This window comes from Hugenholtzia roseola DSM 9546 (assembly GCF_000422585.1).
Classification (GTDB): domain Bacteria; phylum Bacteroidota; class Bacteroidia; order Cytophagales; family Bernardetiaceae; genus Hugenholtzia; species Hugenholtzia roseola.
This window is the reverse complement of record NZ_KE383891.1, coordinates 1-25,322: the sequence shown is the minus strand read 5'-3', so window position 1 is coordinate 25,322 and position 25,322 is coordinate 1. Positions and strand designations below refer to the sequence as shown.

Genomic DNA, 25,322 nt, shown 5'->3' with positions numbered 1-25,322 from the left:
AAGGCAAAAGAGAAAATGCGTTACGAAAGTTTGACAGAGGAAGAAAAGAAAATGTATGACCGTTTTCAAGAAAACAAACGCATTGAGAATAGCGTAAGCTACACAGCTAAACAAGAAGAAAAGGTTGAAATTGCTAAAAATGCAATCAAAAAAGGTGCGGATAATCAATTTATCGCAGACATAACAGGTTTAACCATTGAACAGATAGAACAGCTACGTAGTACAAAAGGCTAAAAACTGTGCCTAACATTATGTTTGCAAACTGAAAGTCGGCAAAGCCAAAAGGCGGGCTAAGGTGCTAATTTAGGCTCTTGTACTTTCTATAAACTTTTGTGCGTAGGGCAAGGGAAGTGGTAAAAAATCCCATCTTCGGCAAGTCTTTTCCGTTGTCATCAATTTTAAAAGAAAAACCCTCAAAAATAGCCCAAAATTCGTAACTTTGTGACAGCACATAACGAAATACGACAATGGCAAAGTACATCAATCCCTATACTGATTTTGGCTTCAAAAAACTTTTTGGGGAAGAAGCAAACAAAGACCTTTTGATTGATTTTTTGAACCAACTTCTACCTGCCCATCACCAAATTGCAGACCTAAATTTTCGCAACGTAGAAAGTTTGGCTGATTTATCGGCAGAAAGAAAGGCTATTTTTGATATTCATTGCAAAGCTGTTTCAGGCGAGCGGTTTATTGTGGAAATGCAGAAAGCAAAGGTAAAATACTTCAAAGATAGAAGTTTATTTTATGTAACTTTTCCAATCCGAGACCAAGCCCAAACGGGTGAGTGGAATTTTAAATTAGAGCCAATTTATTTTGTGGCAATCCTTGACTTTGAATATGACGAAGCAGAGGAAAGACGCAAATTTAGGCGTGATGTGGCTTTGAAAGACCAAGATGGAGATTTGTTTTTTGACAAATTACATTTCAAATTTTTACAAATGCCTTTGTTTAGGTTGCAAGAACACGAACTAAAAACCCGATTTGATAAGTGGTGCTATTTTCTGAAAAACTTGGAAAGTTTTGACCATATTCCCAATATTCTCAACGAGCCTATTTTTCAAAAAGCCTTCGGCACAGCGGAATTAGCCAGTTTGAGTGCCGAGCAACGAGATAGGTACGAACAAAGTCTTATTCAGTACCGAGATTTGAAAAGTGCTTTGGAAACAGCTATTGAGGAAAAAGCGGTGGAAATTGCCAAAAATGCCATTTTAGAAGGTGCTGATAATAAGTTTATTGCCAAAATAACAGGCTTAACTGTTGAGCAAATAGAAAAGTTAAGTGTTGAACTAAAAAAACAAAACTGATGACAACAGTATGTTTGCAAACTGAAAGTCGGCGAAGCCAAAAGGCGGGCTAATGTGCTAATTTAGGCTTTTGTACTTTCTATAAACTTTGTGCGTTGGGCAAGGGAAGTGGTAAAAAACCCGTCTTCGGCAAGCCCCGAACCGTTTTACTTCAGGCAGAAAGACCAACACTAAATGAATACTCTCTTGACTTTGACACTTTGTCGGGTTAAGTATTTAATTATCAAGCAGTTGCTTTTTTTTTAGTAGCACTACATTTTGGGCTAAGTATTTGGTTATCAAGTGCTTAGTGGTCATGTCGAGCAGTCTTTTGATTTGTAAATATTTAAGGATTTGTTCCGTGTGATTATTAAATACAGAACAGATATAAAAATCTTCTTTATTTTGTCTTATCTAAAAGCGTTGTTTTTACTGTTTGGGGTAGATTTTTCAATCGTCTGCCCAGCAAAAAATCGTAACCTGCTCCCTTGACTGCCTGACAATTAGCAGCATTTAGCATGCCACTATCGGCTACTACAGTTATTTTATTAAGATTATATAATTGCTTTAATTTATCTATTTCTTTGACCAAAGTATGTCCCTCATACTGATTCCCTGCATACAAGCCGTAGCCAAATGGCAATGCATTTTTGTCTAATAATAATCCTAAAAAACAACTTGTGTTTTACCAATTTTACCATCTTTACTAAAACCTTTCTGACGCAAGGCTTCTTCTACTACTACTTCTGAATCAAAATAAAAGGTCGTAACATTATAAAAAAAATTCTAATTAATAAAATTATTATTATTTATTTTTTTAAAATACTAATTTTTGTAATTCTGTACTATAAAGACTAAGTTTATCTAAATTATGATAAAAATGTTGAAGTGAAACAGACTGCATATCTAAAAAATCACTTTTTGTTTGATAAGTTGCGCGTTTGGAAAGCGGACAAGCCCCCCTTACAAGTGTCAAACTCAAGGGAAGGGAGTTGGAACGCCTAACGCTTCAAAATGCAAGCGAGGCACAGCTTGACCTATCTGCCTACGCCAATGCAGTCTATACAGTAGAAATTCGCACTGAAACTATCCAAAAAGTAGTGAAAGTTGTGAAAGAGTAAGCGCAAAAAGCCTTTCTTAATCCACAAAAAAAGCCACTTGAAAGAGTGGCTTTTTTTGTGGGGTAAAAATCAATTTATCGTACCCGATTGTATAATTGGAAAATTTGCTGCCAAGCCGAGTTTTCTTCTTTGCTTTTAGAAAGTAGTAAAAATTTAAAATAAGTAGTGGTTAAAATAATTTCCTTTAAAATTTGCTTTTCTTTCAAGAAAAAGTACGCCTTATTGCCGTAGGTATGAAAAAGGGAAAGTACGTAGTTTAGATGATAACATAGCTCATTTCTAAAAGCCTCTTTTTCATAGACTAAGTTTGTTCTATTTGCCTGCCACAACTTTTCTATCCAAAGGATTGCTTCTTTTAGCGTTTCAAAGTCTGATTCTAAGGCTCTCTTCGAAATACTTTCATGCAACGCTATTTCTTTTTCAGAGGCAGAAATCTCTATTCTTTCTAACTGTTCCAAATAGGTAGTTCTAACACTTTTGAGCAAAATCTCTCTTTTAAGGGTAGAAATATTTTGACCATGAATACGATAGCGAACTAAAATCTCATCTAAATTAAAAATCTCCTTTTGCCAAGACATGCGTACCCACAAGTGGTAATCTTCTGCTGGTGGTTTTGTAGGGTCGTATTTCAATTTTTTCAAATCAGCACGAAACATAACGCTCGATTGTGAAAAAACATTTTGAAACAAAAGGCGGCAAGCCAAAAGTGAAGGCGGCAAAAAAACATTCATGCGTTTGGCTACAATTTGCTCCCCAAAATACTCCACTGCTCCGCCCAAAAGCCCAATATTTGGATTTTTATCTAAAAAATCTACCTGCTTTTGCAATCTATCGGGCAGAGCGATGTCGTCGCTATCTAAAATGGCTAAGTACTCACCTTGTGCCTCTTCCAAAAGGCGATTTCGCGTGTAGGAAAGCCCACGATTTTGGTCGTTTTGTAAAAGACGAATTTTGTCGCTTTTTTGGGCGTAGACTTGCATAAGTTCATAGGTCTTGTCGGTAGAGCCGTCATCTACAATCAAGAGTTCGAAGTCTTGAAAACTTTGGTTCAAAATGCTTTCTATTGCCTGCCCTATGTATTTTTCAACATTATAGGCAGGCATCATAACCGAAACTTTGTTCATAAAGATATAAATTTTTAGACCCCAAAGTGCCTTTTCACTCGGCAAAAACACGTCCCAAATCCAATTCTAATTCAGGAAATAGATACGCATTGCAAATTTCGTCTTCGGCAAAACGGTTATGCAAAACATATTTGCCTTCCGCATCAAGGACAAATTGTAACAAAACCTGCGTTATCGGATAAACTACCCAATATTCCTGCACACCCGACTCCTGATAGAGTTCGTACTTAGTCTTGACTTCCTTTTTAGAATTGCCCTCCGAAAGAATTTCTATCACCAAATCGGGCGCACCAAGACAGCCGCGCTTGTCTATTTTGTTCTTGTCGCAAATAATACACAGGTCGGGCTGCACAACGGTATAAATATCCTCATGGGCGCGACTGCTTTTTTTCTTGTCCAACAAGCGCACATCAAAAGGAGCGGCATAAACCTCACAGCCTTTATTTTGTTGTTCTAAAAAATTAAACAAACTTGCACTTAAACGCATAGCAATACGCTGATGCCGCGAATTTGGTGCAGGCGACATAGAGAAAATTTTACCCTTAATCAATTCAACGCCCTGCTCAAAATGCCAACGCAAATAATCGGCATAAGAGTATGTTCCGTTTAGGTCTAATTCTGAAAGGTTGGTGATAACTTTTTGCATACAAGCATTTTAAGGTAAGAAAAAAGTTTCTTCAAATCGTTTTTCACTCGGCAAAAACACGTCCCAAATCCAATTCTAATTCGGGAAATAGATACGCATTGCAAATTTCGTCTTCGGCAAAACGGTTGTGCAAAACGTATTTGCCTTCCGCATCAAGGACAAATTGTAACAAAACCTGCGTTATCGGATACACTACCCAATATTCCTGCACGCCCGACTCCTGATAGAGTTCGTACTTGGTCTTGACTTCCTTTTTAGAATTGCCCTCCGAAAGAATTTCTATCACCAAATCGGGCGCACCAAGACAGCCGCGCTTGTCTATTTTGTTCTTGTCGCAAATAATACAAAGGTCGGGCTGCACAACGGTATAAATGTCCTCATGGGCGCGACTGCTTTTTTTCTTGTCTAATAAGCGCACATCAAAAGGAGCGGCATAAACCTCACAGCCTTTATTTTGTTGTTCTAAAAAATTACCCAAACGAACATGCAGCCTACTCGATATTCTTTGATGCTCTGAACTCGGCGCAGGCGACATTGGGAAAATTTTACCCTTAATCAATTCAACGCCCTGCTCAAAATGCCAACGCAAATAATCGGCATAAGAGTACGTTCCGTTTAGGTCTAATTCTGAAAAGTTGAGAATGGTAGGTTTCATTTTTTAAAATTAAGATTTTAAAAAGATTAGATTAAGACTTATCCGAAACGGCTACCTGCATTTTTTCCTTAAAATAAGCCAACGTCCGTCGCAATCCTTCTTTTCGGTCTATTTGTGGCTGCCAACCCAAAATTTGCTTGGCAAGTGTGATGTCGGGACGACGCTGTTTGGGGTCGCCCACGGGCAGGGGCTTGTAAATAATAGGCTGTGCCGTACCTGTAAGTTCTTTGATTTCTTGGGCAAATTGTTGAATGGTAATCTCATCGGGGTTTCCAATATTGACGGGTAGGTGATAGTCGCTTAGAAGCAGCCTATAAATGCCTTCTACCAAATCATCTACATAGCAAAAAGAGCGCGTTTGGCTGCCATCTCCAAAGACGGTAATAGGCTCATTTTGAAGGGCTTGCGACATAAAACTGGGCAGAGCGCGTCCGTCGTCTAAGCGCATACGCGAGCCATAAGTATTGAAAATGCGAACAATGCGCGTTTCTACGCCATGAAAATTGTGGTATGCCATCGTGATAGCCTCCATAAAACGCTTCGCCTCATCATACACGCCGCGCGGATTGATAGTGCTTACATTGCCAAAATAGCTTTCAGGCTGCGGATGCACTTCGGGGTCGCCATAAATTTCCGAAGTAGAAGCAACCAAAATTCGCGCCTTTTTCGCCTTCGCAAAACCTAAAAGATTGTGCGTCCCCAAAGCCCCTACTTTCAAAGTCTGTATCGGAATTTTGAGGTAATCGATGGGCGAAGCAGGAGAAGCAAAATGCAAGATATAATCTATTTTTTCTGCCACATGTACAAACTTGGTTACATCATGATGATAAAATGTAAAGTTTTCAAGTGGGAAAAGATGCGCAATGTTGTCTAAACTTCCCGTCAGAAGGTTATCCATCGCAACTACTTTATAGCCTTCTTTGAGAAACCTATCGCAGAGGTGTGAGCCTAAAAAGCCCGCCGCACCCGTAATTAAGACTGTCTTCATGTGTATTTTTTTTGCGAAAATAGGAAAAAAGCGCAACTTTGCAAAAAAGTAAGCAATTCCATCAAATCTGACGACCTACTCCATTCCCTATGAATATAGAACTCCAACTTCAAACGGCTCTTCAAACTGCCTTTCAAAGCCTTTATCAACTCGCCATTGCGCCCCCTGCCCTACAAGCTCCTCGCAAAGATTTGGCTTGCGACTACGCCATCACCACCTTTGCATACGCCAAAGAATTGAGAAAAAACCCCGAAGAGGTAGCCCAAAATGTAGGTCTTTTTCTGAAAGAAAATACAGAAATTGTAGCAGAAATTGAAGTAATAAAAGGATTTTTAAATATTACGCTTTCCAAAGCTATTTGGGCAAAAACGCTGCAAACGTTGGCAGAAACCGATATTTTTGAAAATATTGCGCCCAAAAATGAAAAGGTAATGGTAGAATATTCTTCACCTAATACCAACAAACCGCTGCATTTGGGGCATTTGAGAAATAATTTTTTGGGCTACTCGGTTTCTCAAATTTTGAAAGCCGCTGGTTTTGAAGTAATGATGGTCAATTTGGTAAATGATAGGGGGATTCACATCTGTAAATCTATGCAGGCGTATCTTTTGGAAGGTAAAAATCAGACTCCGCAAGAGTTGGGCATCAAAGGCGATAAGTTAGTGGGCGATTTTTATGTGCGTTATGATAAGATTTTTAAAGAACAAGTACAAGAATTGATACAAAAAGGCAATACACAAGAGGAAGCAGAGAAAAAAGCACCTATTTTATTACAGGCGCAAGATTTATTGCGAAAATGGGAACAAAACGACCCTGACACTGTCGCCCTTTGGGAGCGCATGAATGGCTGGGTGTACGAGGGTTTTGCCCAAACCTATCAGACCATTGGTGTTACTTTTGATAAGTATTATTACGAATCAAATACCTACCTACTGGGCAAGGATTTGGTAGAGGAAGGTTTGAAAAGTGGTTTGTTTTTTAAAAAAGAAAACGGCTCTGTTTGGATAGACCTTACCGCTGAGGGCTTAGACGAAAAATTACTCCTGCGTGGCGACGGCACTTCGGTTTATATAACCCAAGATATGGGAACAGCCGACTTAAAGTTTAAAGATTTTCCTATGCAAAAATCTATCTATGTAGTTGGAAATGAGCAAGATTACCACTTTAAAGTCTTGCAACTGATTATGAAAAAGATGGGTAGAAGCTACGCCGATGGCATTTATCACCTCTCCTATGGCATGGTAGAATTGCCACATGGCAAGATGAAATCGCGCGAAGGAACAGTAGTAGATGCAGATGATTTGATTGCAGAAATGGTACAAATCGCCAAAAAAGGGACAGAAGAGGCAGAGTTTGCCAAAAGTGAAGATTTGAGTATCGAACAAAAACAAAAACTATATCAAGCCTTAGCCTTAGGCGCATTGAAGTATTACCTGCTCCGCGTAGAGCCGAAGAAAAAAATGCTTTTCAATCCCGAAGAGTCTATTGATTTTCATGGCAATAGCGGCGTTTATATCCAATTCAATCATGCCCGTATTCGCTCGATTTTGCGCAAAGCAAAGGCAGAAAATATAGATTTTTCTGCATATTTGTACCAAAACCTTACAGAGCTTTCGAGCATAGAAATAGAGCTGCTCAAAATGCTAACCCAATATGCAGCCAAAATAGAGGAAGCGGCACAAAACTATGCCCCTTCGGTAGTGGCGAATTATTTGTACGAAATTGCCAAAACATTTAGCCGTTTTTATAGCGAACATTCTGTTTTGGGTGAAAAACAGGAAGCAAAACGCGCTTTCCGCTTGGCTCTCATTCAAAAAGTGGGACAGTATTTATACAATTTGGGAAATCTTTTAGGCATGGAGATGCCCGAAAAAATGTAGTCTTTTCTGCTTTCAAGTCAGGCGTTTTTCAAACCCCCTTGTTTTTCAAATGCTGCCTATTTTGAAAGACTTGGGGCTTTATCCCTTTGGTCGTTTTTTAAAGCGGCTGTTTTTTTATTTTTTTAGTATGCAAGCCTACAAAAAAAGTATGCAAGCCTCATTTTTTGTGTTAAAAAAAACTAAATTGCAATCTTTTTTTAACAAATTCGTATTTTTCAGCCGATTTATGCCTATCTTGCTGCACTGATTCACAAAAAGCACCTTGAATAAAAAAAACAGAAAATATGTCTATTATTTCGCTCCCGCTTTCCCGTTTTGAAGTTATGGAACACGTAGGGCAGTATGTCGATAAGATGCTCGACCGCTTTTTGCGCCCTGTGGAATTGAATTGGCAGCCTGCGGATTTTCTGCCTGATGCCAGTTCGCCTGTCTTTTTTGAGCAGGTGAAAGAACTGCAAGAACGCGCCAAAAGTTTAGCCTACGATTTTTGGGCGGTACTAATTGGCGATATGATTACCGAAGAGGCATTGCCCACCTATGAATCTTGGATTATGGCGGCAAAAGGCATAGACCAGATGGATGCCGAAAACCCTTGGGTGCGTTGGACACGCGCTTGGACGGCAGAGGAGAACCGTCATGGCGACTTGCTCAATAAGTATCTCTACCTTTCGGGGCGTGTGGATATGAAGCAAGTGGAGGCTTCTACGCAGTACCTCATTCGCGAGGGTTTTAGCATTGGCACAGGAAACGACCCTTACCGCAATTTTATCTACACTTCCTTTCAGGAATTGGCGACTTATACTTCTCATCAAAGGGTAGCAGAATTAGCCCTACAACACGACAATCCACATTTGGCAGAGATGTGCCAGACGATTGCACAAGACGAGTACCGCCATGCCTATGCGTATATGGCGTTTATCGAGCGTGTGATAGAAGCCGACCCCAACGAGGCTTTGGTAGCTTTCGAGGATATGATGCGCAAAAAAATCGTGATGCCTGCTCATTATTTGCGCGAGATGGGAGTCAAGATTGGCGATACCTTCAAGCACTTTTCAGATGCTGCCCAGCGTTTGGGCGTTTATACGGCAGAAGATTATGTTCAGATTTTGGACATTTTATTAGAAAAGTGGAAAATCGAGCATCTCACAGGGTTAAATGAAAAGGGCGAAAAAGCACGCGACTACGTACTGACCCTACCTAATAGGCTCAATCGTATCGCTTCGCGCCTCAAAATCGACCAACTTGAATATAGGTTTAAGTGGATAAGATAGAATTTTAGTGCCATTCTTTTGAAAACACTTGTTTTTTTAGTACAAAAGGCAAGTGTTTTTTTATACCCTACTTTTTAAGGCTCTTTTTCGGCGGCTAATAAAGTCGTTCTAAACTTTAAGTATGCTAAAAGCACAACTTTTTTTCCATAAAAAACCGTTTTCCGTTTGGAAATGTAGGAGAACTTTTGTAGGTTTGTGGTGAGCGTGGCTTTTAGGTAGATGTGTCATTTTAGAAAAAGCAGGCTAAATGCAAAATTTATTAACTTTGCAGAAACAGAAATCAAAGATGAGAACACACCATAGCATAATCAACGGCGACAGCAGGGTAATGAATGACCTTAAAAATGAAAGTGTGCATTTAATTGTTACTTCGCCACCTTATTGGCAGCTCAAAGACTACGGAACAGATAATCAAATTGGTTTTCACGAAAGTTATGAAAACTATATCAATAACTTAAACTTAGTTTGGGCGGAGTGCCATCGCGTTTTACACAAGGGTTGTCGTTTGTGCATCAATATTGGCGACCAATTCGCAAGAGCAGTCTATTACGGGCGTTACAAGGTCATTCCTATTCGCACCGAAATTATCAAATTTTGCGAAACTATCGGCTTTGATTATATGGGGGCTGTGATTTGGAAAAAAGTAGCCACGATGAACACATCGGGAGGCGGTGCAGTCATGGGCAGTTTTCCGTATCCACGCAATGGAATTTTGAAAATTGATTACGAATTTATTTTAATTTTTAAAAAACAAGGCAATGCTCCCAAGCCAAGCAAAGCGCAAAAAGACCTTTCTGCCATGACTACCGAAGAATGGAACGAATATTTTAGCGGGCATTGGCATTTTTCAGGGGCAAAACAAGACCAACATTTGGCAATGTTTCCCGAAGAATTGCCTAAAAGATTGATTAAAATGTTTTCGTTTGCAGGGGAAACCGTTTTAGACCCATTTTTGGGCAGTGGCACAACCGCATTAGCTGCCAAAAATCTAAATCGCAATTCAGTAGGTTACGAAATTAACTCTAATTTTATTCCGATTATTCGCCAAAAATTAGGCGTAGATACGCAAGAAATTTTTGAAAAACCGAGTTTTGAATTTCTTACACAAAAAACTTTTGAGGACGATTTTGAGCAAAAAATTCAAAAATTGCCCTACATTTTTGTAGATACGCACAAATTAGACAAAAAAATTGATGTAAAAAAACTACAATTTGGTTCAAAAATAGATGAAAACAGCCCAACTGAAAGAGAGGAGTTATTTTCAGTAAAAGAGATTATCAGCCCTGAATTGGTAAGACTCAATAACGACTTAATTATTCGTTTAATTGGTGTAAAAAAAGACGAAAGAAAAAACGGAAGTGCTACGGAGTTTTTGAGAGAAAAAACAAAAGGGCAAAAGGTTTTCTTGCGTTTTGATAATATTAAACATGATAGCGAAAACCATTTGTTTGCGTACTTATATTTACAAAATAAAACTTTTCTTAATGCACATTTGATAAAGAAAGGTTTTGCATTGGTTGATGAAAGTGTGAATTTTAGGTATAAAAATAAATTTTTAAACCTATTGCAATCCCAAGTAAGCGAATGAAAAAGATAAAAATAACCAATGATAAAATTACTTCTTTGCTCACAGCAGAAAGCCCAAGTTTCCCGAAATACGCTACCCAAATCATCAATTTGGCAAACCAAAATGCGGGCGGAACAAAGCCAAAAGTAGTTGGGCAAATGAGTGATTTGATACAGCAATTTGAGGGCAGCGGATTTAAAAAGTGGGAAGAATGGTATTTGGCACAGCACCCAAACGCCATTCAGAAAGCCACCGAAAAAATTGTGGAAATGGTAGAGAATCTCAAAGACGCAATGACCAAAATAGACCAAGAAATGATTGAAATGTGGGTGCGCGATTTAGTCATAGTCAAAACTTTTGTGGGCTTAAAATTCCAAGAGGCAATTTTAAAAGCAGTGGCAGACGAGCTAAAAACAAACTATCGTTTAGCAGAACCCGAAGAAGAAAGCAAAGGTATTGACGGTTTTGTGGGCAGTCAAGCAGTGAGCGTAAAGCCACAAAGTTACGAGGCAAAAAATGCCCTTTCAGAGCAGATTTTAGTTCCAATCATCTTTTATGAGAAAATGAAAGATGGTATAAATATCTACTTTGAAGATGGTCTGCTAACGAACAAATAAAATAACTATATGCAACACTTCATTTACTAAAAAAATGTTAATTTAAAAACTTTTTTTGTAATTTATACAAATTTCCTGCACTGTGGTTCATGCACTTTAACCCTCCTTTACAAACATTTTTCCTTCGTTTTTCTTATCTTTGCAAAGAGAATTTTCAACTATAAAAAACCATGAGCAAGCGACTAATCCGTTTCGACTGGGCAGTAAAAAAACTCCTTCGCAATAAGGCGAACTTTGTTGTGTTGGAAGGTTTTTTATCCGAACTTCTTTTTGAAGACATCAAAATTCAAAAGATTTTGGAAAGTGAGGGCAATCAGGAAACAGAGCAAGACAAGTACAATCGCGTCGATATCTTGGTGCAAAATGCTAAAAATGAGCTTGTTATCGTAGAAATTCAAAATACGTATGAGATTGATTATTTCCATCGCATGGCGTATGGCGCATCAAAAGCCCTAACGGAAAATTTGAGTTTAGGGCAATCTTATTCCGAAATCAAAAAAGTAATTTCTGTCAATATCGTTTATTTTGATTTAGGACAAGGTAAAGATTATGTCTACAAAGGGACAACTAATTTTCAAGGTCTGCACGAACACGACCTTTTGCAACTTTCAAACAAGCAAAAAGAAACTTTTGCAAAGAAAAATATCTCTGATGTTTTCCCCGAATATTACATTATCAAAGTCAATCAATTTAATGACATTGCCAAAGATACTTTGGACGAATGGGTTTATTTTTTAAAAAATAGTGAAGTAAAAGATAGTTTTAAGGCAAAAGGGTTAATAGAGGCAAAAGAGGTTTTAGATGTCATGCGTTTGAATCAAGAGCAAACGTATGGCTATAATCGCTACTTAGATTATTTACATATAAAGGCAAGCGAAGCACTTTCTTTGAAAGTTGAGGCAGAATGGAGGGCTAAAAAAGAAAAAGCGATTGAAATTGCTAAAAATATGTTGGCAGACAACGAAACTAACGAAAAAATAGCAAAATATACAGGCTTAACTATCGAACAGATAGAAGCCTTACGAAATGAAAAATAACATTTTTTCAATTTAAAAAAATAAAACCATGAGCAAAAGACTAATCCGCTTCGACTGGGCAGTAAAAAAACTCCTTCGCAATAAGGCGAATTTTGTTGTGTTGGAAGGTTTTTTATCCGAACTTCTTTTTGAAGACATCAAAATTCAAAAGATTTTGGAAAGTGAGGGCAATCAGGAAACCGAGCAAGATAAGTATAATCGCGTCGATATTTTGGTGCAAAATGCTAAAAATGAGCTTGTTATCGTTGAAATTCAAAATACGTATGAGATTGATTATTTCCATCGCATGGCGTATGGCGCATCAAAAGCCCTAACTGAAAATTTGAGTTTAGGACAATCTTATTCGGAAATTAAAAAAGTAATTTCTGTCAATATCGTTTATTTTGATTTAGGACAAGGAAAAGATTATGTCTACAAAGGGACAACTAATTTTCAAGGTCTGCACGAACACGACCTTTTGCAACTTTCAAACAAGCAAAAAGAAACTTTTGCAAAGAAAAATATCTCTGATGTTTTCCCCGAATATTACATTATCAAAGTCAATCAATTTAATGACATTGCCAAAGATACTTTGGACGAATGGGTTTATTTTTTGAAAAATAGTGAAGTAAAAGATAGTTTTAAGGCAAAAGGTTTGGCAGAAGCAAAAGAAGTTTTAGATGTCATGCGTCTGAATCAAGAGCAAACGTATGGTTATAATCGCTATTTGGACTACCTGCACGTAAAGGCAAGCGAAGCACTTTCTTTGAAAATTCAACAAGAGGAACTAATGGAAAAGAAAATAGCAGAGGCGGAGCAGAAAGTGCGGAAAGATGAGAATTATAAAAAAGCGATTGAAATTGCTAAAAATATGTTGGCAGACAACGAAACTAACGAAAAAATAGCAAAATATACAGGCTTAACTATCAAACAAATAGAAGCCTTACGCAATAAAAAATAATAGTTTTTTAAAAAAAATAAAATTTAACTAAATAGTCCAAAAACTGCCTAATGGCGCAAAAAGCCCCCCCAAAGTCCTTTTTTTGGTGATAATTTCGTACCTTAGCAGCAGAAAAAGAGGAAAGGATTTTATTCCTACCTTAACAAAATGATACGATAAAAATAAAACCATATAAAGATGATGGTAGGAATTATTATGGGTAGTCAATCCGACTTAAAGGTCATGAAAGAGGCTGCCGAAGTGTTGGAAAAATTGGGCGTACCTTACGAACTGACCGTAGTGTCGGCACATCGCACTCCCGAAAGAATGTTTGAATACGCCAAAACTGCCTATGCGCGTGGCTTGCGTGTCTTGGTAGCAGGGGCAGGCGGGGCGGCACATTTGCCCGGCATGGTGGCTTCCCTTACTCCCCTGCCTGTGATTGGCGTGCCAATTAAATCGTCTAATTCTATTGACGGTTGGGATTCGGTGCTTTCTATCTTGCAAATGCCTTCGGGTGTGCCTGTCGCGACAGTGGCACTCAATGGAGCGCAGAATGCAGGCATCTTGGCAGCGCAAATTTTGGGCGCACATGACCCAACACTCTTTTCACGCTTACAAGATTTTAAGCAAGAATTGGCACAAAAAGTAAATGTTTCTATTGAAGCAATAGAGAAACAAGGTTGGCAAAAAATGCTCGAATAAGCTATTTCCTACGGCTTTTGGGCAACCGATTCTACCTTTCGCCTTTTCTTAGTCCTATCCTAATAAAAAAAGGCGAAAGGCAAAGCAGACCGCAATTTATTTGGCAAAAAACGTCTTATGTACTGTATTTGAAAAAATAACCTAAAAAAAGGGTGAGTATCGCCCAAGATTCGGGAAAAAATATTATTTTGTGCCAAATACAACCCCGCATCTATCACGACAAATATTTCCTAATAAAAAAACTGCAATAATTATGAGTACGGTTGAAAATCTTTACAAGCAAAAATGGGCAGAAGTAGAGTTCGATAGCGATAAAAATGCTATCGTCGTACATTGGAATGGCTTTGTGAGTATCGAGCAATTTAAAGAAACGATGCTCAAAGCCTTAGACTCCTTTTACGAAAAAGACGCTACGCATTGGCTTATAGACCAAACAAACCGCCAAGCCGTCCATCCTACCATCAACGAATGGGTCATTGAACAATTTTATCCTATGCTTATTGATGCTGCCAAACCCAAGTCGCGTATGGCAGTAGTGGTTTCGAAAGACGTTTTCGGGCGTTTTAGTATGCGAAACCAAACCGACGGACTCTCTACAAAGTACGAGGGTAAGATGATTCCCTACCAATATTTCAAGTCGGTAGCCGAAGCCTCCGAGTGGCTCGATAGCCGCTATTAAAGCTGTGCTACCTGTTTTTTTGCAACTTTTATCTCCTCATTCAATCGTTCCTCCTTTTTGCTATGACCGCCGATATAACTCCCCAAGAATTGAAAGAACGCCTCGAAAAAGGCGAAACGCTTTTTGTCCTCGATGTACGGGAAGTACACGAATTTGAAGAAGACAACCTCAAAGGCAAACTCATTCCTTTGGGCGAACTGCCTTCACGTCTTTCCGAAATTGAACAGTGGAAAGAAAAAGAGCTAATTGTGCATTGCCGTTCAGGGGCAAGAAGCGCGACGGCTAAAAAATATTTAGAATCGCAGGGCTTTACACAGGTGCGAAATCTTTTAGAGGGCATTTTGGGCTATCGCAAGGTATAGGCACAAGATAGGGGCGCAAAGATGGGCAAAAAATACAGCCGTAGGTCATATTTTAGCCCAGTTTAGGCGAACTTGTTTCTATGTTGCGCCGACTCTGCTATGCACAAGGAGGCGATATAGTACCATACTGTATCGCTTTTTGCTATGTTCCTTTGGCTATCTTTTTTAGATACTTTTACGCTCAAAAGTATGCTTTTTGTATTAAAGTTTATGAACAAAAAAGTCTTGTAGCGTAGTTTTTAGACAAATAAATCATAAACAATACTTATTTCATCTATTTATCTTGCCAAATTTTCTTTTTGTATGAAAAAATACGCTCAAATTTTGCCTAAAAAATTCACCTTTTTATTGGCTACGCTGTTTCTACTTTTTACAAATAGTTGCGACAAACCTCCTTTGGAAATAGTGCAAGACCAAGGCAGTGCGTATCTACCCTTAGAGTTGGGACGTTATGTTACCTATCAAATAGACCAGACGGTTTATGAATTAAATCGCGAACCTTATCAGGTTAGTTTTCAGTTGAAAGAAGTAGTGGCAGAAAGTTTCCAAACCGAAGGCGGACTGCCTGCTTTTCGCATTTTTCGCTACAAAAGACCCAATAGTTTCGAAAACTTCCAACTCGATTCGGTTTGGGTAGTCAGAAAAGAACCACAAGCAATCGTGCGCGTCGAGCATAATCAGGCTTATGTAAAATTGCGCTTCCCCGTTAGTGAAAATAAAACTTGGGACGGAAATGTATTCAATCCCTTTCCTACTAAAAATTATCGCTTGGTGCGCATAGGTGAGGCTTTTTCAAAGAGAGGGCAAAATTTTAACCCTACTCTCACCCTTATCGAGAGTGCCGATTCAAGCCTCCTTTTCAAAGACGACCGCTATGAAGTCTATGCCCAAGAGATAGGCAGGGTCTATAAGCGCACTGAAACGCTTATCTATTGTAATGACCCTGAAAGCAACTGTTTTGGGCAAAAAATCATAGAGCGCGGCATGATTGCAGAAGAAATCGCGATTGATTTTGGAATAGAATAATTTAAAAACTTTTTTGGGACAAGGCAATGCCTTGTCCCTACCATTTACACCTAATTTTTGGAACTTAACGCCACTACTTTGTGGAGTCTTAAAATTTCACCTGCATTTTTTTGCCTACCTCTTCCAAATCTTTCCAAACGCTTTCTAAAAGTGGAATACCCTGTTTTTGGCGGATTTTTTCTATTTCGCGTTCTATATCGCCCGGGATAAGGACAGGTTCAGATTCGGTAATGGGCGTGGCGGCTCTAAAACGGCGAATCCAGTTGTCCATGTGGCTTTTAAATTCTTGGGCGGGGCGGAAAGCATCTACACGCATCGCACCTAAGAAATGCCCTAATCCTTCGCCTACAGGGTCGGCAGGCAGGGGTAGGAAGCTCACAAAGGGAGGTGCCCAAGGTCCGTAGCCTGCACCCGACAAGACGGCAGAAAGAATATCGACCATCGCACCCAAACAGTATCCCTTGTGGCTGCTTCTTAGCGTATCACTACCCAAAGGAAGCAAAGCACCGCCCTCTTTAAGGGCATGGGCGTTGGTAGAAGTTTCGCCGCTTTTGCCCTGTACCCAACCTTCGGGGGTAGGCAAATTTTTGCGCTGCAAAATTTCGAGCTTGCCGTTGGCGGCGGCGGCAGTAGCAAAGTCGGCTACAAAAGGAGGTTCTTCGGCGGCAGGAATGGCAATGGCGATAGGATTTGTACCCAACATGCGCTCCTGTGAATGGGTAGGCGCAACCAAAGGGCTTGCGTTTGTCATCGAAATCCCAATCATATCCTTTGGCAAGGCAAGCATGGCGTGATAGCCCGCTATGCCGTAATGGTTCGAGTTGTAGATACTGACCCAGCCTGTTCCCACTTGTTCGGCTTTTTCCATCGCAATTTGCATGGCTTTGGGGGCGACAACCAGACCAAGCCCTGCCTGTGCATCAATTCGTGCTGTAGAAGGCGTTTGGTGTACTATCTTAATTTCTGCCTTCGGATTGATTCTGCCCACTTCCCAAAGGCGTAGGTAGCCCGAAAGACGCGCCACGCCATGCGAATCGACACCACGCAAGTCGGCAGAAAGCAAGACTTCCGAAGCCAAATGCGCATCAGATACAGAAAAACCCATGCGCTCGAAGATAGCCGTCGTAAAATCGCGAAGTTGGGAGTAGGAAAAGGTAGTAGTGGAGGTAGTCATTGAAAGGAAAAGAAAGTAAAATCTACTTTGAAATCTGCTATAAGGGCTTTGAGGTGCAAAAGCACAACACAAGACGACAAAAAACTTCAAACCCTAAACGTTCAAGGGGCTGCCTCAAAACGCTTAGGGGTTTCAAAAGGGGAAATTTTTAAGGCTTATTTGCCTTGAAATTGGGCTTTTCTCTTTTCTAAAAAGGCAGAAGTACCTTCTTTAAAATCCTGTGAGCGGCAACAATTTGCAAAGGCGTTGGCTTCGGTTTGGTAGCCATTTTCTAAGCCATAAAAAGCATTGATGCTGCTAATAATTTGCGCCATAGCGATAGGAGCTTTTGCCGTTAGTTGCTGCATAAAGGCTTCGGCTTTTTCCAAAAGTTCGGCTTGTGGATAGACGTAGTTGAGCAACCCCCAAGCAAGGGCTTCTTGTGCCGAAAACATATTGCCTGTCAGGGTTAGCTCCATTGCCTTGCTTTTGCCTACATATTGCGTTAGGCGTTGCGTGCCGCCATAGCCCGGAATGATGCCCAAATTGATTTCGGGCTGCCCAAATTTGGCATTTTCAGCCGCAAAGCGCAAATGACAAGCCATTGCCAATTCACAGCCGCCCCCTAAGGCAAAACCATTGATGGCTGCCAAGACAGGTTTGGGACAGTTTTCTATTTTTTCGAAAACTGCCTGCCCATTTTCGGCAAACTTGCGGGCGTGCATTTCATTGAGTTGGGCAATTTCGGAAATATCTGCACCAGCGACAAAGGCTTTGCTTCCTGCCCCTGTCAGAATTACGCCTTTGATGTCTTTGTTGTCATAGACTTCGGTAAAGACCTGATTGATTTCCTCGATGGTCGCGATATTGAGGGCATTGAGTTTGCTTTCGCGGTTGATGGTGATATAGAAAATCCCATCTTTGAGTTGGGTGAGTAGGTTTTGATATGCCATAATGTTTCGAGATGTTCCCGATTTTTCCGAAAGGGAGATGAAGGTTGGATAGTGGTCTGATTTGGCTTCAAAGATAGGCTATCTTGCAGGATTTGCCAAATTAGAATGACACCAAAAAGGAGAGCCAAATTTTATTTTGCGTCAATTTTTAACCTTCATAAACTTCATCTTGTGTGATTTTGGCTACTACCCAGCCGAAGTCGCCTGTGGAAATTTTGGTATCGCAATAGCCACAAATGGCAGTTGCGCCGATTTTATTAGCAGGCGCACCGCAGTTGGGACACTGTTTGAGGCTGATAGAATTGGGGTTGTTTTTGGCGGCTGTGCCACGCAAAAATGTCCAATATTCACTGTAAAGGCGCGGTTTTTTATCGTTTCCGCCCACTACTTTTCCACTTGTATCGGTTACAAAATCCAGACAACCTGCAAAAATGCGCACCGTAAAACTTTGATAGTAGTGGTCTAAATCTATGCGAGCTAATTCTACCTTGCTCACACTAAGGTTTTGCAAATTAGGCTTCAAATGTTGCGCTTTGTAGTTTTCCAACCAAAAACCATTGGCTTCGAAAAGCCTATCCGAAACCAGATGACGCACCGAACCCCAATTCATCTCTTCCCACGCCTTGTAAATGGTTTCAAAGGTAGGAACGACGACTTCGCTTTTGAAGCTATTTTCAAATTCCGACCAATTTTGCAACTGATTTGCCTGCATAAAGGCTTGCTTCTTTGCCTCCAAATCGGGTTGAAAGAGGGTAGGAAAGTCTGTGCCTACTTCTTCTTCGTAATGTGCCAAGCCTTCGGGTGTAAATTCTTCTTTGGATAAAACTTTGGTTTTCTTGACAAACCAATTCATATCGCCTGCCTTTACCTCTGTATGGCAGTAGCCACAAGTCCCTGCGTTGGTAAATTGTGCAGGTGCGCCACAGCTGGGGCAACTAACCTCGCGCATTTTATTAGGCTCTAAGGAGAGTTTGCCTTTGGGACGGTTGAAAAGCCATCTTTCCACTACGATATAGCGCGTTTGGCTTTGGTTTGCAAAAGTAGTCGTATAATTTGCTTCAATATCCACTACCAAGCCTTCTATCTCTGCCATTTCTATCACTTCTTTGATATAAATGCTACCCACGACAATTTCCGAAACACGCGATTTATTTTGCAGGCTCAACATAGCCGCAACTTCTTGTGGCTCAAAAAAAGGCGAAATGTTTGAGAAACTTGCCTTGCCATAGTGCAGATGGTAGTTGTGGAAAAGCGAACTTGCGAAGTCTAAAAATACAGACGAAGAAAAGTAGGGGTCGCGCGTTTTGAGTTGTGCAATTCCCGCTTCTACTTCCTCGTAGTGGTAGGCGCGAATGGGTGCGTCGGGTTTGATGGTCTGGACAATTTCACGCTCCTGCTTTGCCACAGCGTTGTCGTCGTTTTGGATAATGTAGGTAACAAACATGGCGATAGCATACAAAACCACTACCCCAAAATTAAGTAGAATCAGCGGAATGAGCAATCCGAAAAATAGGCTACCCAAGATAAAAAATACCCCTATGGCGCGTACCACGGTTGCCCTTTTGGGCTTGAACATCGATAAACCGCTAATGCCTAAGATGATTCCAATAATCAAAACGCCATAAAATCCTGCATCTTCATCTGTGGTATCGTCATAGTCGTAGCTCGAAGTATTGCCGCTATAATTAGACCCTGCACTACTCGAACCGCTTCCGTAATTAGAACCCGAAGACCCCGAACCCGACGAACCAGAGGAAGACGAACCAGACGACGACCCCGAAGAATAAGACCGCGAAGGTGAGGAATAAGAAGAACGCCCACTCGAAGAAGAACCAGAAGACGAACCAGAAGATGAACTCGAGGACGAATAGGAGCGCGAAGACGAAGAACTGCTACGCGAAGACGAACTCGAAGAAGAGCGGAACGACCTACCACCACCTGGACGCGCTTCCGTTTTTTCTACCCAATCGAAATGAAAAGTCAGCAAAAAAAGAAGGCTACCCAAAAAAAGGAATCGCAAGACAAAAGGCGTGTAAAATTTCAGTTTCATTTTTGGTGCAATTTAAAAGTTAAAATATTTTAAAAATTATATCTTAAAAAAGGCTACAAATCAATCTCGATATGGTCATCGAGTTCGTTGAAATCGTTTTCTACCTGCGGAATAAAATTGGCAAAACTATCTTCAAAAGCAAGCAGGGCTTCGAGCAGTGCCTTTTCTAAATCGGGAGCATCAAAGATGGCATCAAAACGCGCTTGCATCTGCGCCCAAACATCAGCAGGGATAGCCTCCTTCGCGCCTCTATCGGGAAGCAAATAGACCATCTTTTCGAAGGCAGAAACAAAGATAAGCAAGCCAATTCTGCGCTCGGTTTCGTGAATATTTGCCTTCTGAAACAAAGCACGCGCATAGCGTTCTACTTGGCGGCGTTGTGCCTTTTTGCCTACTATTTTTCGGTGCAAGGGCTTGATGCGCTCGGTCAGGACAAAGCCCAAACCAAAGGCAAGTACGACAGCAGCATAGAAGGTAAAATCGCCGAAGACCCAATGCGAAAACATCAGAAACGAAAAAACTAAAAACGCCGAAGCAACGCCTACTTTCCATGCAGCGTCTATGTAGGTGGCGGAGCGGGGCTTGGCAATCAAGACCAGCTCGATGTGCGATTTTTGCTCTATTTGAGCGACGGCTTTTCGCAAATCCGTTTGCATTTGTTTGGAAAAATAAGCCATATCTTGAAAAAGATGGGAAAAAGATGGGGAAAGAGTTGGTAAAAAAGAGGGGGCTTCAAAAGTTTTCTAACCTCAATAAACAGAGAAAAAAGAAATTTTCCAAATCCTTTCTTGCCATTTTGATACCAAAGCGGTCTTGAACTTCTCTAAGGCTTGCAAAAACAAAATTTTGGCGTTATTTTTCAAACCAAATCGCAGCAAAAAGCAAAGGAGCGACTTGCCTCTGCCGCTTTTTATTTCGTTTTTCTATCACTTCTTAAAACAATTTTCATAGCCGACTCTTTATGCACCATTTTCACTCTTTTTTCCAAAAACTTTTTCTCTTTGCCTTACTTTTTACCTTCGGTATGGCAAAAATAAAAGCCCAAGACGCGCCCAAAACGAAAAAGGCTACTGTTCAGCTTTCGAAGCAGCAGCGTTTTTATGCAAACCGTTTGAGAGAGGCTTTGCGGCAAAAACAGCAAGCCGACCTCGCCCAATTTCGCGCCCAAGCTTTGGCGCAAAAGCAAGCGCGAAACCCTTTTGAACTACCCGACGACCCAAGCCGAATCGTAGGCGGACGCGACGCACAGGCAGCAGAAGTGCCTTGGCAGGTTGCTTTGGTAGGAAATGGCGCAAGCAATAACTATCAGGCGCAATTTTGTGGCGGTACGATTATCGACCCAATTTGGGTGCTGACGGCGGCACACTGTTTAGAAGGTACAAATCCGCAGGACATCAAAATTGTGGCAGGCGTAGTTTCCCTTACCCAAGATAGCGGACAGGAACGCACCGTTACCCAAATCATTATACACCCTAACTACAATGCCGCTACCAGCGAAAACGACATCGCCCTATTGCGCCTAAGTAGCCCCTTAGACCTAACAGACCCCAATGTGATGGCGGTGCGCTATGCCACACCTGCCGATTCCAATGCAGGGCTTACTGATGCAGGCGTGATGGCTACCATTTCAGGTTGGGGCAATCAAAGCTCGACAGGGCAGGTTTCTACCCCTATCTTGCAAGTGGCAGAAGTGCCGATTGTGTCTAATCAAGATGCGAATATTGCCTATCAGGGTGCGATTACGGAGGTGATGTTGGCAGCAGGCTTTTTAGAAGAAGGCGGCGTAGATTCCTGCCAAGGCGATAGTGGAGGTCCCCTTGTGGTGGAAGATGGCGCAGGGAATTGGATTGTGGCAGGAGTTGTGAGTTTTGGCGAAGGCTGTGCCTTGCCCGATTTTCCCGGTATCTATGCGCGTGTTTCGATGTTTGCTAATTGGATAGCCGAAAATCTCAATAGCAATCCGACGACAAACAACAATTTAGACCTTGCCTTGCTCAATGTAGTGGATAACCTACCTTTTGGCGGCTCTTTTGCCACTTGTCAGGGTACTTTGCCCGAATTAAATGCCGCTGTGGTTGTTTTCAATAAAGGGCGCAATCCGATTACAAGCGCGACTTTGAGCGTGCGTCTGGGGCAAACCGAAAGTAGCCTTAGCGAGGTCATCAATCGCCAAGTAACTTTTAGCCCTGCCCTCGAACAAGGTGCGTCTGTGGTAGTAGATTTAGGCGTTTTGGGGCTTTCTATGGGCGACAACTTCGCAGAGATGGAAATTTTCGCGCCCAATGGCAGTGCCGACCAAGCAAGTCAGGACAATTTACTAACCAAAGCCTACCCCGTTTTGGAGGGCTATCTGGTAAGCGTAACTTTTACTTTTGATAGAAATGGCGCAGGTCAGAATATTTGGGGGATTCGCGACGAAAATACAGGTGAAATTGTCTATGTTTCTAATAATTCCGAACCCTACAACCAAACTTCGGGCAGCATTACCGAAACTGTCTGTTTGCCCGCAGGCGACTATGGCGTTTATCTCTTCGATTTCAATGGCGACGGCTTCCAAAGCTCTACTGCCGCTTTGCAACTAAGCGTTCCTACTCAAAACGGACTTTTAGAAATTATCCGATTTACGGGCAGCGAATTTGGTTCGCAGGCAGCAGGCTTCTTTTCCCTACCTTTCAGCGGAACGCTTGCCGCCGATTTAGCCTTTGCCAGTGATGCCTTGTATGCTTGTCAGGAAAGTATTAGTGTGGGCGTGTTGCTCAATAACGTTGGCTCACTACCGATTCAGTCGGCACGCATTAGGGTAGGCGAAAATAATTACGATTTTACAAATCTTTTTATTTCGAGTGGAAATGCACAGGTGCTTACGATTGAAAATGTAGCGGCTACTTTGCCCGTACAAACCATTTCCGCCACCTTGTTACAACTCAATGGCACCGATGTAGAAACTGATGCTGCGACGACTACCCAAGTTTTGCGCCTTGCCAAACCCTTGGAATTGGGAGTACGCCTCAATGCAGACGACTATCCCGAAGAGAGCGGCATGCTGATTTTTCGTGCCTTGTCGGGGGGTGAAGAAACGCCTTGGGCTACCTTGACAAACTTTGTAGAAGCCAATGCCGCCAACGAGCGTGCCGTCTGTATAGAAGAAGGCACGTATCGCCTGATGCTCTTTGATAGTTTTCAAGATGGCATAGAAAGCAATAATCCGCTTGAATTATTTTTGCCTGATGCTGAAAAAAGTGTTTTTGCTCGCATCACAGAGGGCAGTTTCGAGGCAAGTACAGAGATAAGTTTCAAAATGCTCAACACGCCTTCTAACCTTCGTTTTGGCGCAGGCAATGTGCTTACTTGGGAGGATAACGCTGCCTTAGAAAGCGGTTATGTAGTAGAGCGAAGCACGCAAGCCGACCGCAATTTTGCACCTATCGCGACGCTTGCCGCTAATACAACCACCTACACTGATGCCAACGCACCAACAGGCAGGCTTTTTTACCGCGTGCGTGCCACAGGCGAAAATGCCCTTTCGATGCCTTCTAATGCTTCTGAAAATACAGTTACAGGTTTGGCAAATGAAAAATATGCACAACTGGTGAGTCTTTTCCCAAATCCTACCCAAGACCAAGTAACCATTCGCCTTCCAGAGGCTACCGTTTTAGAGGTACAAGGTGCAATCCTAACTGATTTGGTAGGCAAGACACATTTTTCTTTCCAAGTGCAGGAATTGAAACAAACGCTTGCCATCAAAGGCTTAGAGGCGGGCTTGTATTTGCTACAAATTCAAACCGATAAAGGCTTGATTGTTAAGAAGTTGATGATACAATAAGTCTGATTAGATGTAAAATCCTTAGCCTTGCTAATTCTTTGCGTATTAGTAAAGCTAAGGATTTTTCTAAAATTGGATTAGGCAGATGTAGCGACAAAGCCTGCCTTCTCCGCAGGGCAAAATTGAAAAATTTTGTTGTTTCATTCGTGCGTAGTTTGGACAACGCGGAGCCTTGTCCCCATTTTGGTACTACAAAGCGCGAAGCAAGAGCTTCGCGCTACTTTTAGCGTCCATCTTCATTCAAAACCTGCGTATATTTTTTCAAAAATTTAAACACAAAATAAAAAATAGTGCTACCTATAAGCGCGTAAGTCCATACGTCATATTGCAGGCTAAGGGTGCGCGATTCGAGATAACGCGCTAAGTATTCAAAAAAGGCAATGATGATAAAAATAGCCCAAATGCCGTTCTTTTCTTTTTTCAACACTTTTTTGATACTAAAAGGATATTTTGCCTTTTTGAAGTTGCCAAACTGTGGCACAAAAGCAGGAGTCTGTGCTGCCCAATCGGTGTAGCTTGTACCAAACTTGCGGCGCAAAAACTGTTCTTCGGCAAACATAATGCGCTCATAATAAACCCAATACACAAAAACAAAGCTCACCACAAACCAGAAGTTCGCTACCAAAATGGCTGCGCCAAGCCACATAAAGAAGTTGCCTAAATAAAGCGGATGACGCACCATAGAGTAGATGCCTGTGCTGTTGAGTTGTTCGGCTACTTGCCCTTCGGCGGTATTGCGTCCAGAGGTATTTTTGGGCGTGTGTCCCACAGTGTAAATGCGGATTCCTAAGCCCAAGAGCGATACAAACAAACTTAGGTAGGGAATCGAATCGGGAGGAAGGATAGAGAATGGGTCGGTAGAAGCATACGTTCTTTGATATACTTTTTCGTATATAAAAACAATAATACCCACAACCATAATCAGTAAGGGCAGATGACTGCGGTAACGAAAGAGGAAATTCCCTTGCGTTTCCATTTCTTCTTGTAAAGCCATATTTTTTTTAGGTGTCTTTGTAGGTGGATTTTTCGAAATGCAATCCTTTTTAATAGGCTGCAAAGGTAAGATTTTTTTAAAAAAAGTGAAAGAGCAGGCTAAAAATGTGGAGGGGCAGATAAGTCTATTTTTTTGTTTTTTTTAATAGAGTTTATGAATAATTATAGCCGTATGACTTTTCTTTTTAGGGCAAAAGTTTTCCTGAAATTGTATAGTGCTACGGCTATGGTGAATACGGTTTCTTTTGTTTTGTCTATGTAAGTTCTGATTCGTTCTTTGACAATTCGTAATGCTTTTAGGTGTGCAAACGCATTTTCTATTCTTACTCTTTCTTTACTTTGTAGTCTATTTTGAACTTTTTGTATTTTGGTAAGTTCCTTATTTTTGGGCTTCTTGTGGGGCATAATAAGTGTTGTTTGTGGAAGTTTCCAGCCATAAAACCCTAAATCTGTTAATAAAATACACTTTT

Annotated in this window: 26 protein-coding genes; 14 read left to right on the top strand and 12 right to left on the bottom strand. The window is 41.1% G+C overall.

Annotated features, from left to right (window positions below):
* Both G500_RS24575 and G500_RS0121430 read left to right on the top strand, forming a co-directional pair.
* On the top strand, nt 1-234 hold a 234-nt coding region (locus G500_RS24575), incomplete at its 5' end, for a hypothetical protein (protein WP_211220187.1).
* Between the two features lie 233 nt (nt 235-467).
* Nucleotides 468-1,304 (top strand): Rpn family recombination-promoting nuclease/putative transposase, encoded by an 837-nt coding sequence (locus G500_RS0121430; RefSeq protein ID WP_027004025.1) that lies wholly within the window; start codon nt 468-470, stop codon nt 1,302-1,304.
* Between the two features lie 379 nt (nt 1,305-1,683).
* On the opposite strand, the gene G500_RS0121425 is transcribed toward G500_RS0121430, so the two are convergent.
* On the bottom strand, nt 1,684-1,926 hold the full coding sequence (locus G500_RS0121425; protein ID WP_027004024.1) for a hypothetical protein: 243 nt from the start codon (nt 1,924-1,926) through the stop codon (nt 1,684-1,686).
* Nucleotides 1,927-2,100: 174 nt separating this feature from the next.
* On the bottom strand, nt 2,101-2,265 hold the full coding sequence (locus G500_RS26130; RefSeq protein WP_161626178.1) for a hypothetical protein: 165 nt from the start codon (nt 2,263-2,265) through the stop codon (nt 2,101-2,103).
* A 10-nt stretch (nt 2,266-2,275) separates the two neighbouring features.
* On the opposite strand from G500_RS26130, the gene G500_RS26535 reads away from it, so the two are divergent.
* Nucleotides 2,276-2,404 (top strand): hypothetical protein, encoded by a 129-nt coding sequence (locus tag G500_RS26535; RefSeq protein ID WP_281169354.1) that lies wholly within the window; start codon nt 2,276-2,278, stop codon nt 2,402-2,404.
* 74 nt (nt 2,405-2,478) lie between these two features.
* Here G500_RS26535 and G500_RS25410 read toward each other — a convergent pair whose 3' ends face one another.
* From G500_RS25410 to G500_RS0121400, 4 genes are read right to left on the bottom strand one after another with little or no spacing between them, the layout of a single operon-like run.
* Nucleotides 2,479-3,528, bottom strand: a complete 1,050-nt coding sequence (locus tag G500_RS25410) for a glycosyltransferase family 2 protein (RefSeq protein WP_051204019.1) — start codon at nt 3,526-3,528, stop codon at nt 2,479-2,481.
* A gap of 34 nt (nt 3,529-3,562) precedes the next feature.
* Nucleotides 3,563-4,174, bottom strand: a complete 612-nt coding sequence (locus G500_RS0121410) for a Uma2 family endonuclease (protein WP_027004022.1) — start codon at nt 4,172-4,174, stop codon at nt 3,563-3,565.
* A gap of 43 nt (nt 4,175-4,217) precedes the next feature.
* Entirely contained in the window at nt 4,218-4,829 is a 612-nt protein-coding gene (locus G500_RS0121405) for a Uma2 family endonuclease (RefSeq protein WP_027004021.1), read from the bottom strand.
* 31 nt (nt 4,830-4,860) lie between these two features.
* Nucleotides 4,861-5,817 (bottom strand): UDP-glucuronic acid decarboxylase family protein, encoded by a 957-nt coding sequence (locus tag G500_RS0121400; RefSeq protein ID WP_027004020.1) that lies wholly within the window; start codon nt 5,815-5,817, stop codon nt 4,861-4,863.
* A gap of 89 nt (nt 5,818-5,906) precedes the next feature.
* Between G500_RS0121400 and argS the strand changes: the two genes are divergently transcribed.
* The 10 genes from argS (at nt 5,907) to G500_RS0121335 (ending at nt 15,880) form a co-directional block, all read left to right on the top strand.
* On the top strand, nt 5,907-7,697 hold the full coding sequence (argS, locus tag G500_RS0121390; protein ID WP_027004019.1) for an arginine--tRNA ligase: 1,791 nt from the start codon (nt 5,907-5,909) through the stop codon (nt 7,695-7,697).
* A 284-nt stretch (nt 7,698-7,981) separates the two neighbouring features.
* Nucleotides 7,982-8,968 carry an acyl-ACP desaturase gene (locus G500_RS0121380; RefSeq protein ID WP_035758392.1) on the top strand — a complete coding sequence of 329 codons (987 nt, stop codon included), beginning with the start codon at nt 7,982-7,984 and terminating at the stop codon, nt 8,966-8,968.
* Nucleotides 8,969-9,254: 286 nt separating this feature from the next.
* Nucleotides 9,255-10,556, top strand: coding sequence for a DNA methyltransferase (locus tag G500_RS0121375; RefSeq protein WP_035758402.1), 1,302 nt, complete (start codon nt 9,255-9,257; stop codon nt 10,554-10,556).
* Nucleotides 10,553-11,152: an MjaI family restriction endonuclease gene (locus G500_RS0121370; RefSeq protein WP_027004015.1), complete on the top strand. Its 600-nt coding sequence runs from the start codon at nt 10,553-10,555 to the stop codon at nt 11,150-11,152. The genes G500_RS0121375 and G500_RS0121370 overlap by 4 nt, the downstream gene beginning before the upstream one ends.
* Before the next feature lie 170 nt (nt 11,153-11,322).
* Nucleotides 11,323-12,189: an Rpn family recombination-promoting nuclease/putative transposase gene (locus G500_RS0121365; protein WP_027004014.1), complete on the top strand. Its 867-nt coding sequence runs from the start codon at nt 11,323-11,325 to the stop codon at nt 12,187-12,189.
* A gap of 28 nt (nt 12,190-12,217) precedes the next feature.
* Nucleotides 12,218-13,129: an Rpn family recombination-promoting nuclease/putative transposase gene (locus G500_RS0121360; RefSeq protein WP_027004013.1), complete on the top strand. Its 912-nt coding sequence runs from the start codon at nt 12,218-12,220 to the stop codon at nt 13,127-13,129.
* Nucleotides 13,130-13,300: 171 nt separating this feature from the next.
* Nucleotides 13,301-13,813: a 5-(carboxyamino)imidazole ribonucleotide mutase gene (purE, locus tag G500_RS0121355; protein WP_211220188.1), complete on the top strand. Its 513-nt coding sequence runs from the start codon at nt 13,301-13,303 to the stop codon at nt 13,811-13,813.
* A gap of 253 nt (nt 13,814-14,066) precedes the next feature.
* Complete coding sequence (locus tag G500_RS0121345; protein ID WP_027004011.1) at nt 14,067-14,492, top strand: STAS/SEC14 domain-containing protein; 426 nt, start codon at nt 14,067-14,069, stop codon at nt 14,490-14,492.
* Nucleotides 14,493-14,554: 62 nt separating this feature from the next.
* Nucleotides 14,555-14,854 carry a rhodanese-like domain-containing protein gene (locus G500_RS0121340; protein ID WP_027004010.1) on the top strand — a complete coding sequence of 100 codons (300 nt, stop codon included), beginning with the start codon at nt 14,555-14,557 and terminating at the stop codon, nt 14,852-14,854.
* A gap of 303 nt (nt 14,855-15,157) precedes the next feature.
* A complete protein-coding gene (locus G500_RS0121335; RefSeq protein ID WP_027004009.1) occupies nt 15,158-15,880 on the top strand; it encodes a hypothetical protein in 723 nt (240 codons plus the stop codon).
* 88 nt (nt 15,881-15,968) lie between these two features.
* On the opposite strand, the gene G500_RS0121330 is transcribed toward G500_RS0121335, so the two are convergent.
* The 4 genes from G500_RS0121330 to G500_RS0121310 all read right to left on the bottom strand — a co-directional run bounded on the left by G500_RS0121330 (nt 15,969) and on the right by G500_RS0121310 (nt 20,713).
* Nucleotides 15,969-17,054, bottom strand: coding sequence for an Ldh family oxidoreductase (locus tag G500_RS0121330; protein ID WP_027004008.1), 1,086 nt, complete (start codon nt 17,052-17,054; stop codon nt 15,969-15,971).
* Nucleotides 17,055-17,209: 155 nt separating this feature from the next.
* Nucleotides 17,210-17,986, bottom strand: coding sequence for an enoyl-CoA hydratase/isomerase family protein (locus G500_RS0121320; RefSeq protein WP_027004007.1), 777 nt, complete (start codon nt 17,984-17,986; stop codon nt 17,210-17,212).
* 148 nt (nt 17,987-18,134) lie between these two features.
* A complete protein-coding gene (locus G500_RS25405; protein WP_051204015.1) occupies nt 18,135-20,036 on the bottom strand; it encodes a TIM44-like domain-containing protein in 1,902 nt (633 codons plus the stop codon).
* A gap of 53 nt (nt 20,037-20,089) precedes the next feature.
* Nucleotides 20,090-20,713: a TPM domain-containing protein gene (locus tag G500_RS0121310; RefSeq protein ID WP_027004006.1), complete on the bottom strand. Its 624-nt coding sequence runs from the start codon at nt 20,711-20,713 to the stop codon at nt 20,090-20,092.
* A gap of 284 nt (nt 20,714-20,997) precedes the next feature.
* Here G500_RS0121310 and G500_RS25400 point away from each other — a divergent pair, with 284 nt between their 5' ends.
* On the top strand, nt 20,998-23,859 hold the full coding sequence (locus tag G500_RS25400) for a trypsin-like serine protease (protein WP_086048003.1): 2,862 nt from the start codon (nt 20,998-21,000) through the stop codon (nt 23,857-23,859).
* A gap of 223 nt (nt 23,860-24,082) precedes the next feature.
* On the opposite strand, the gene G500_RS0121285 is transcribed toward G500_RS25400, so the two are convergent.
* Nucleotides 24,083-24,853 (bottom strand): methyltransferase family protein, encoded by a 771-nt coding sequence (locus G500_RS0121285; protein ID WP_027004004.1) that lies wholly within the window; start codon nt 24,851-24,853, stop codon nt 24,083-24,085.
* A gap of 161 nt (nt 24,854-25,014) precedes the next feature.
* On the bottom strand, nt 25,015-25,322 hold a 308-nt coding region (locus G500_RS24555; RefSeq protein ID WP_035758389.1), incomplete at its 5' end, for a transposase family protein.

Excerpts from the sequence above, each read along its gene's own strand:
- G500_RS0121365 (WP_027004014.1), top strand. The coding sequence starts at position 11,323 with ATGAGCAAGCGACTAATCCGTTTCGACTGGGCAGTAAAAAAACTCCTT.
- G500_RS0121285 (WP_027004004.1), bottom strand. The coding sequence starts at position 24,853 with ATGGCTTTACAAGAAGAAATGGAAACGCAAGGGAATTTCCTCTTTCGT.
- G500_RS0121370 (WP_027004015.1), top strand. The coding sequence starts at position 10,553 with ATGAAAAAGATAAAAATAACCAATGATAAAATTACTTCTTTGCTCACA.
- G500_RS0121345 (WP_027004011.1), top strand. The coding sequence starts at position 14,067 with ATGAGTACGGTTGAAAATCTTTACAAGCAAAAATGGGCAGAAGTAGAG.
- G500_RS0121410 (WP_027004022.1), bottom strand. The coding sequence starts at position 4,174 with ATGCAAAAAGTTATCACCAACCTTTCAGAATTAGACCTAAACGGAACA.
- G500_RS0121330 (WP_027004008.1), bottom strand. The coding sequence starts at position 17,054 with ATGACTACCTCCACTACTACCTTTTCCTACTCCCAACTTCGCGATTTT.
- argS (WP_027004019.1), top strand. The coding sequence starts at position 5,907 with ATGAATATAGAACTCCAACTTCAAACGGCTCTTCAAACTGCCTTTCAA.
- G500_RS0121360 (WP_027004013.1), top strand. The coding sequence starts at position 12,218 with ATGAGCAAAAGACTAATCCGCTTCGACTGGGCAGTAAAAAAACTCCTT.
- G500_RS0121400 (WP_027004020.1), bottom strand. The coding sequence starts at position 5,817 with ATGAAGACAGTCTTAATTACGGGTGCGGCGGGCTTTTTAGGCTCACAC.
- G500_RS25410 (WP_051204019.1), bottom strand. The coding sequence starts at position 3,528 with ATGAACAAAGTTTCGGTTATGATGCCTGCCTATAATGTTGAAAAATAC.
- G500_RS0121335 (WP_027004009.1), top strand. The coding sequence starts at position 15,158 with ATGAAAAAATACGCTCAAATTTTGCCTAAAAAATTCACCTTTTTATTG.
- G500_RS0121380 (WP_035758392.1), top strand. The coding sequence starts at position 7,982 with ATGTCTATTATTTCGCTCCCGCTTTCCCGTTTTGAAGTTATGGAACAC.
- G500_RS0121405 (WP_027004021.1), bottom strand. The coding sequence starts at position 4,829 with ATGAAACCTACCATTCTCAACTTTTCAGAATTAGACCTAAACGGAACG.
- G500_RS0121320 (WP_027004007.1), bottom strand. The coding sequence starts at position 17,986 with ATGGCATATCAAAACCTACTCACCCAACTCAAAGATGGGATTTTCTAT.
- G500_RS25400 (WP_086048003.1), top strand. The coding sequence starts at position 20,998 with ATGCACCATTTTCACTCTTTTTTCCAAAAACTTTTTCTCTTTGCCTTA.
- G500_RS0121375 (WP_035758402.1), top strand. The coding sequence starts at position 9,255 with ATGAGAACACACCATAGCATAATCAACGGCGACAGCAGGGTAATGAAT.
- G500_RS0121310 (WP_027004006.1), bottom strand. The coding sequence starts at position 20,713 with ATGGCTTATTTTTCCAAACAAATGCAAACGGATTTGCGAAAAGCCGTC.
- G500_RS0121340 (WP_027004010.1), top strand. The coding sequence starts at position 14,555 with ATGACCGCCGATATAACTCCCCAAGAATTGAAAGAACGCCTCGAAAAA.
- G500_RS25405 (WP_051204015.1), bottom strand. The coding sequence starts at position 20,036 with ATGAAACTGAAATTTTACACGCCTTTTGTCTTGCGATTCCTTTTTTTG.
- G500_RS0121430 (WP_027004025.1), top strand. The coding sequence starts at position 468 with ATGGCAAAGTACATCAATCCCTATACTGATTTTGGCTTCAAAAAACTT.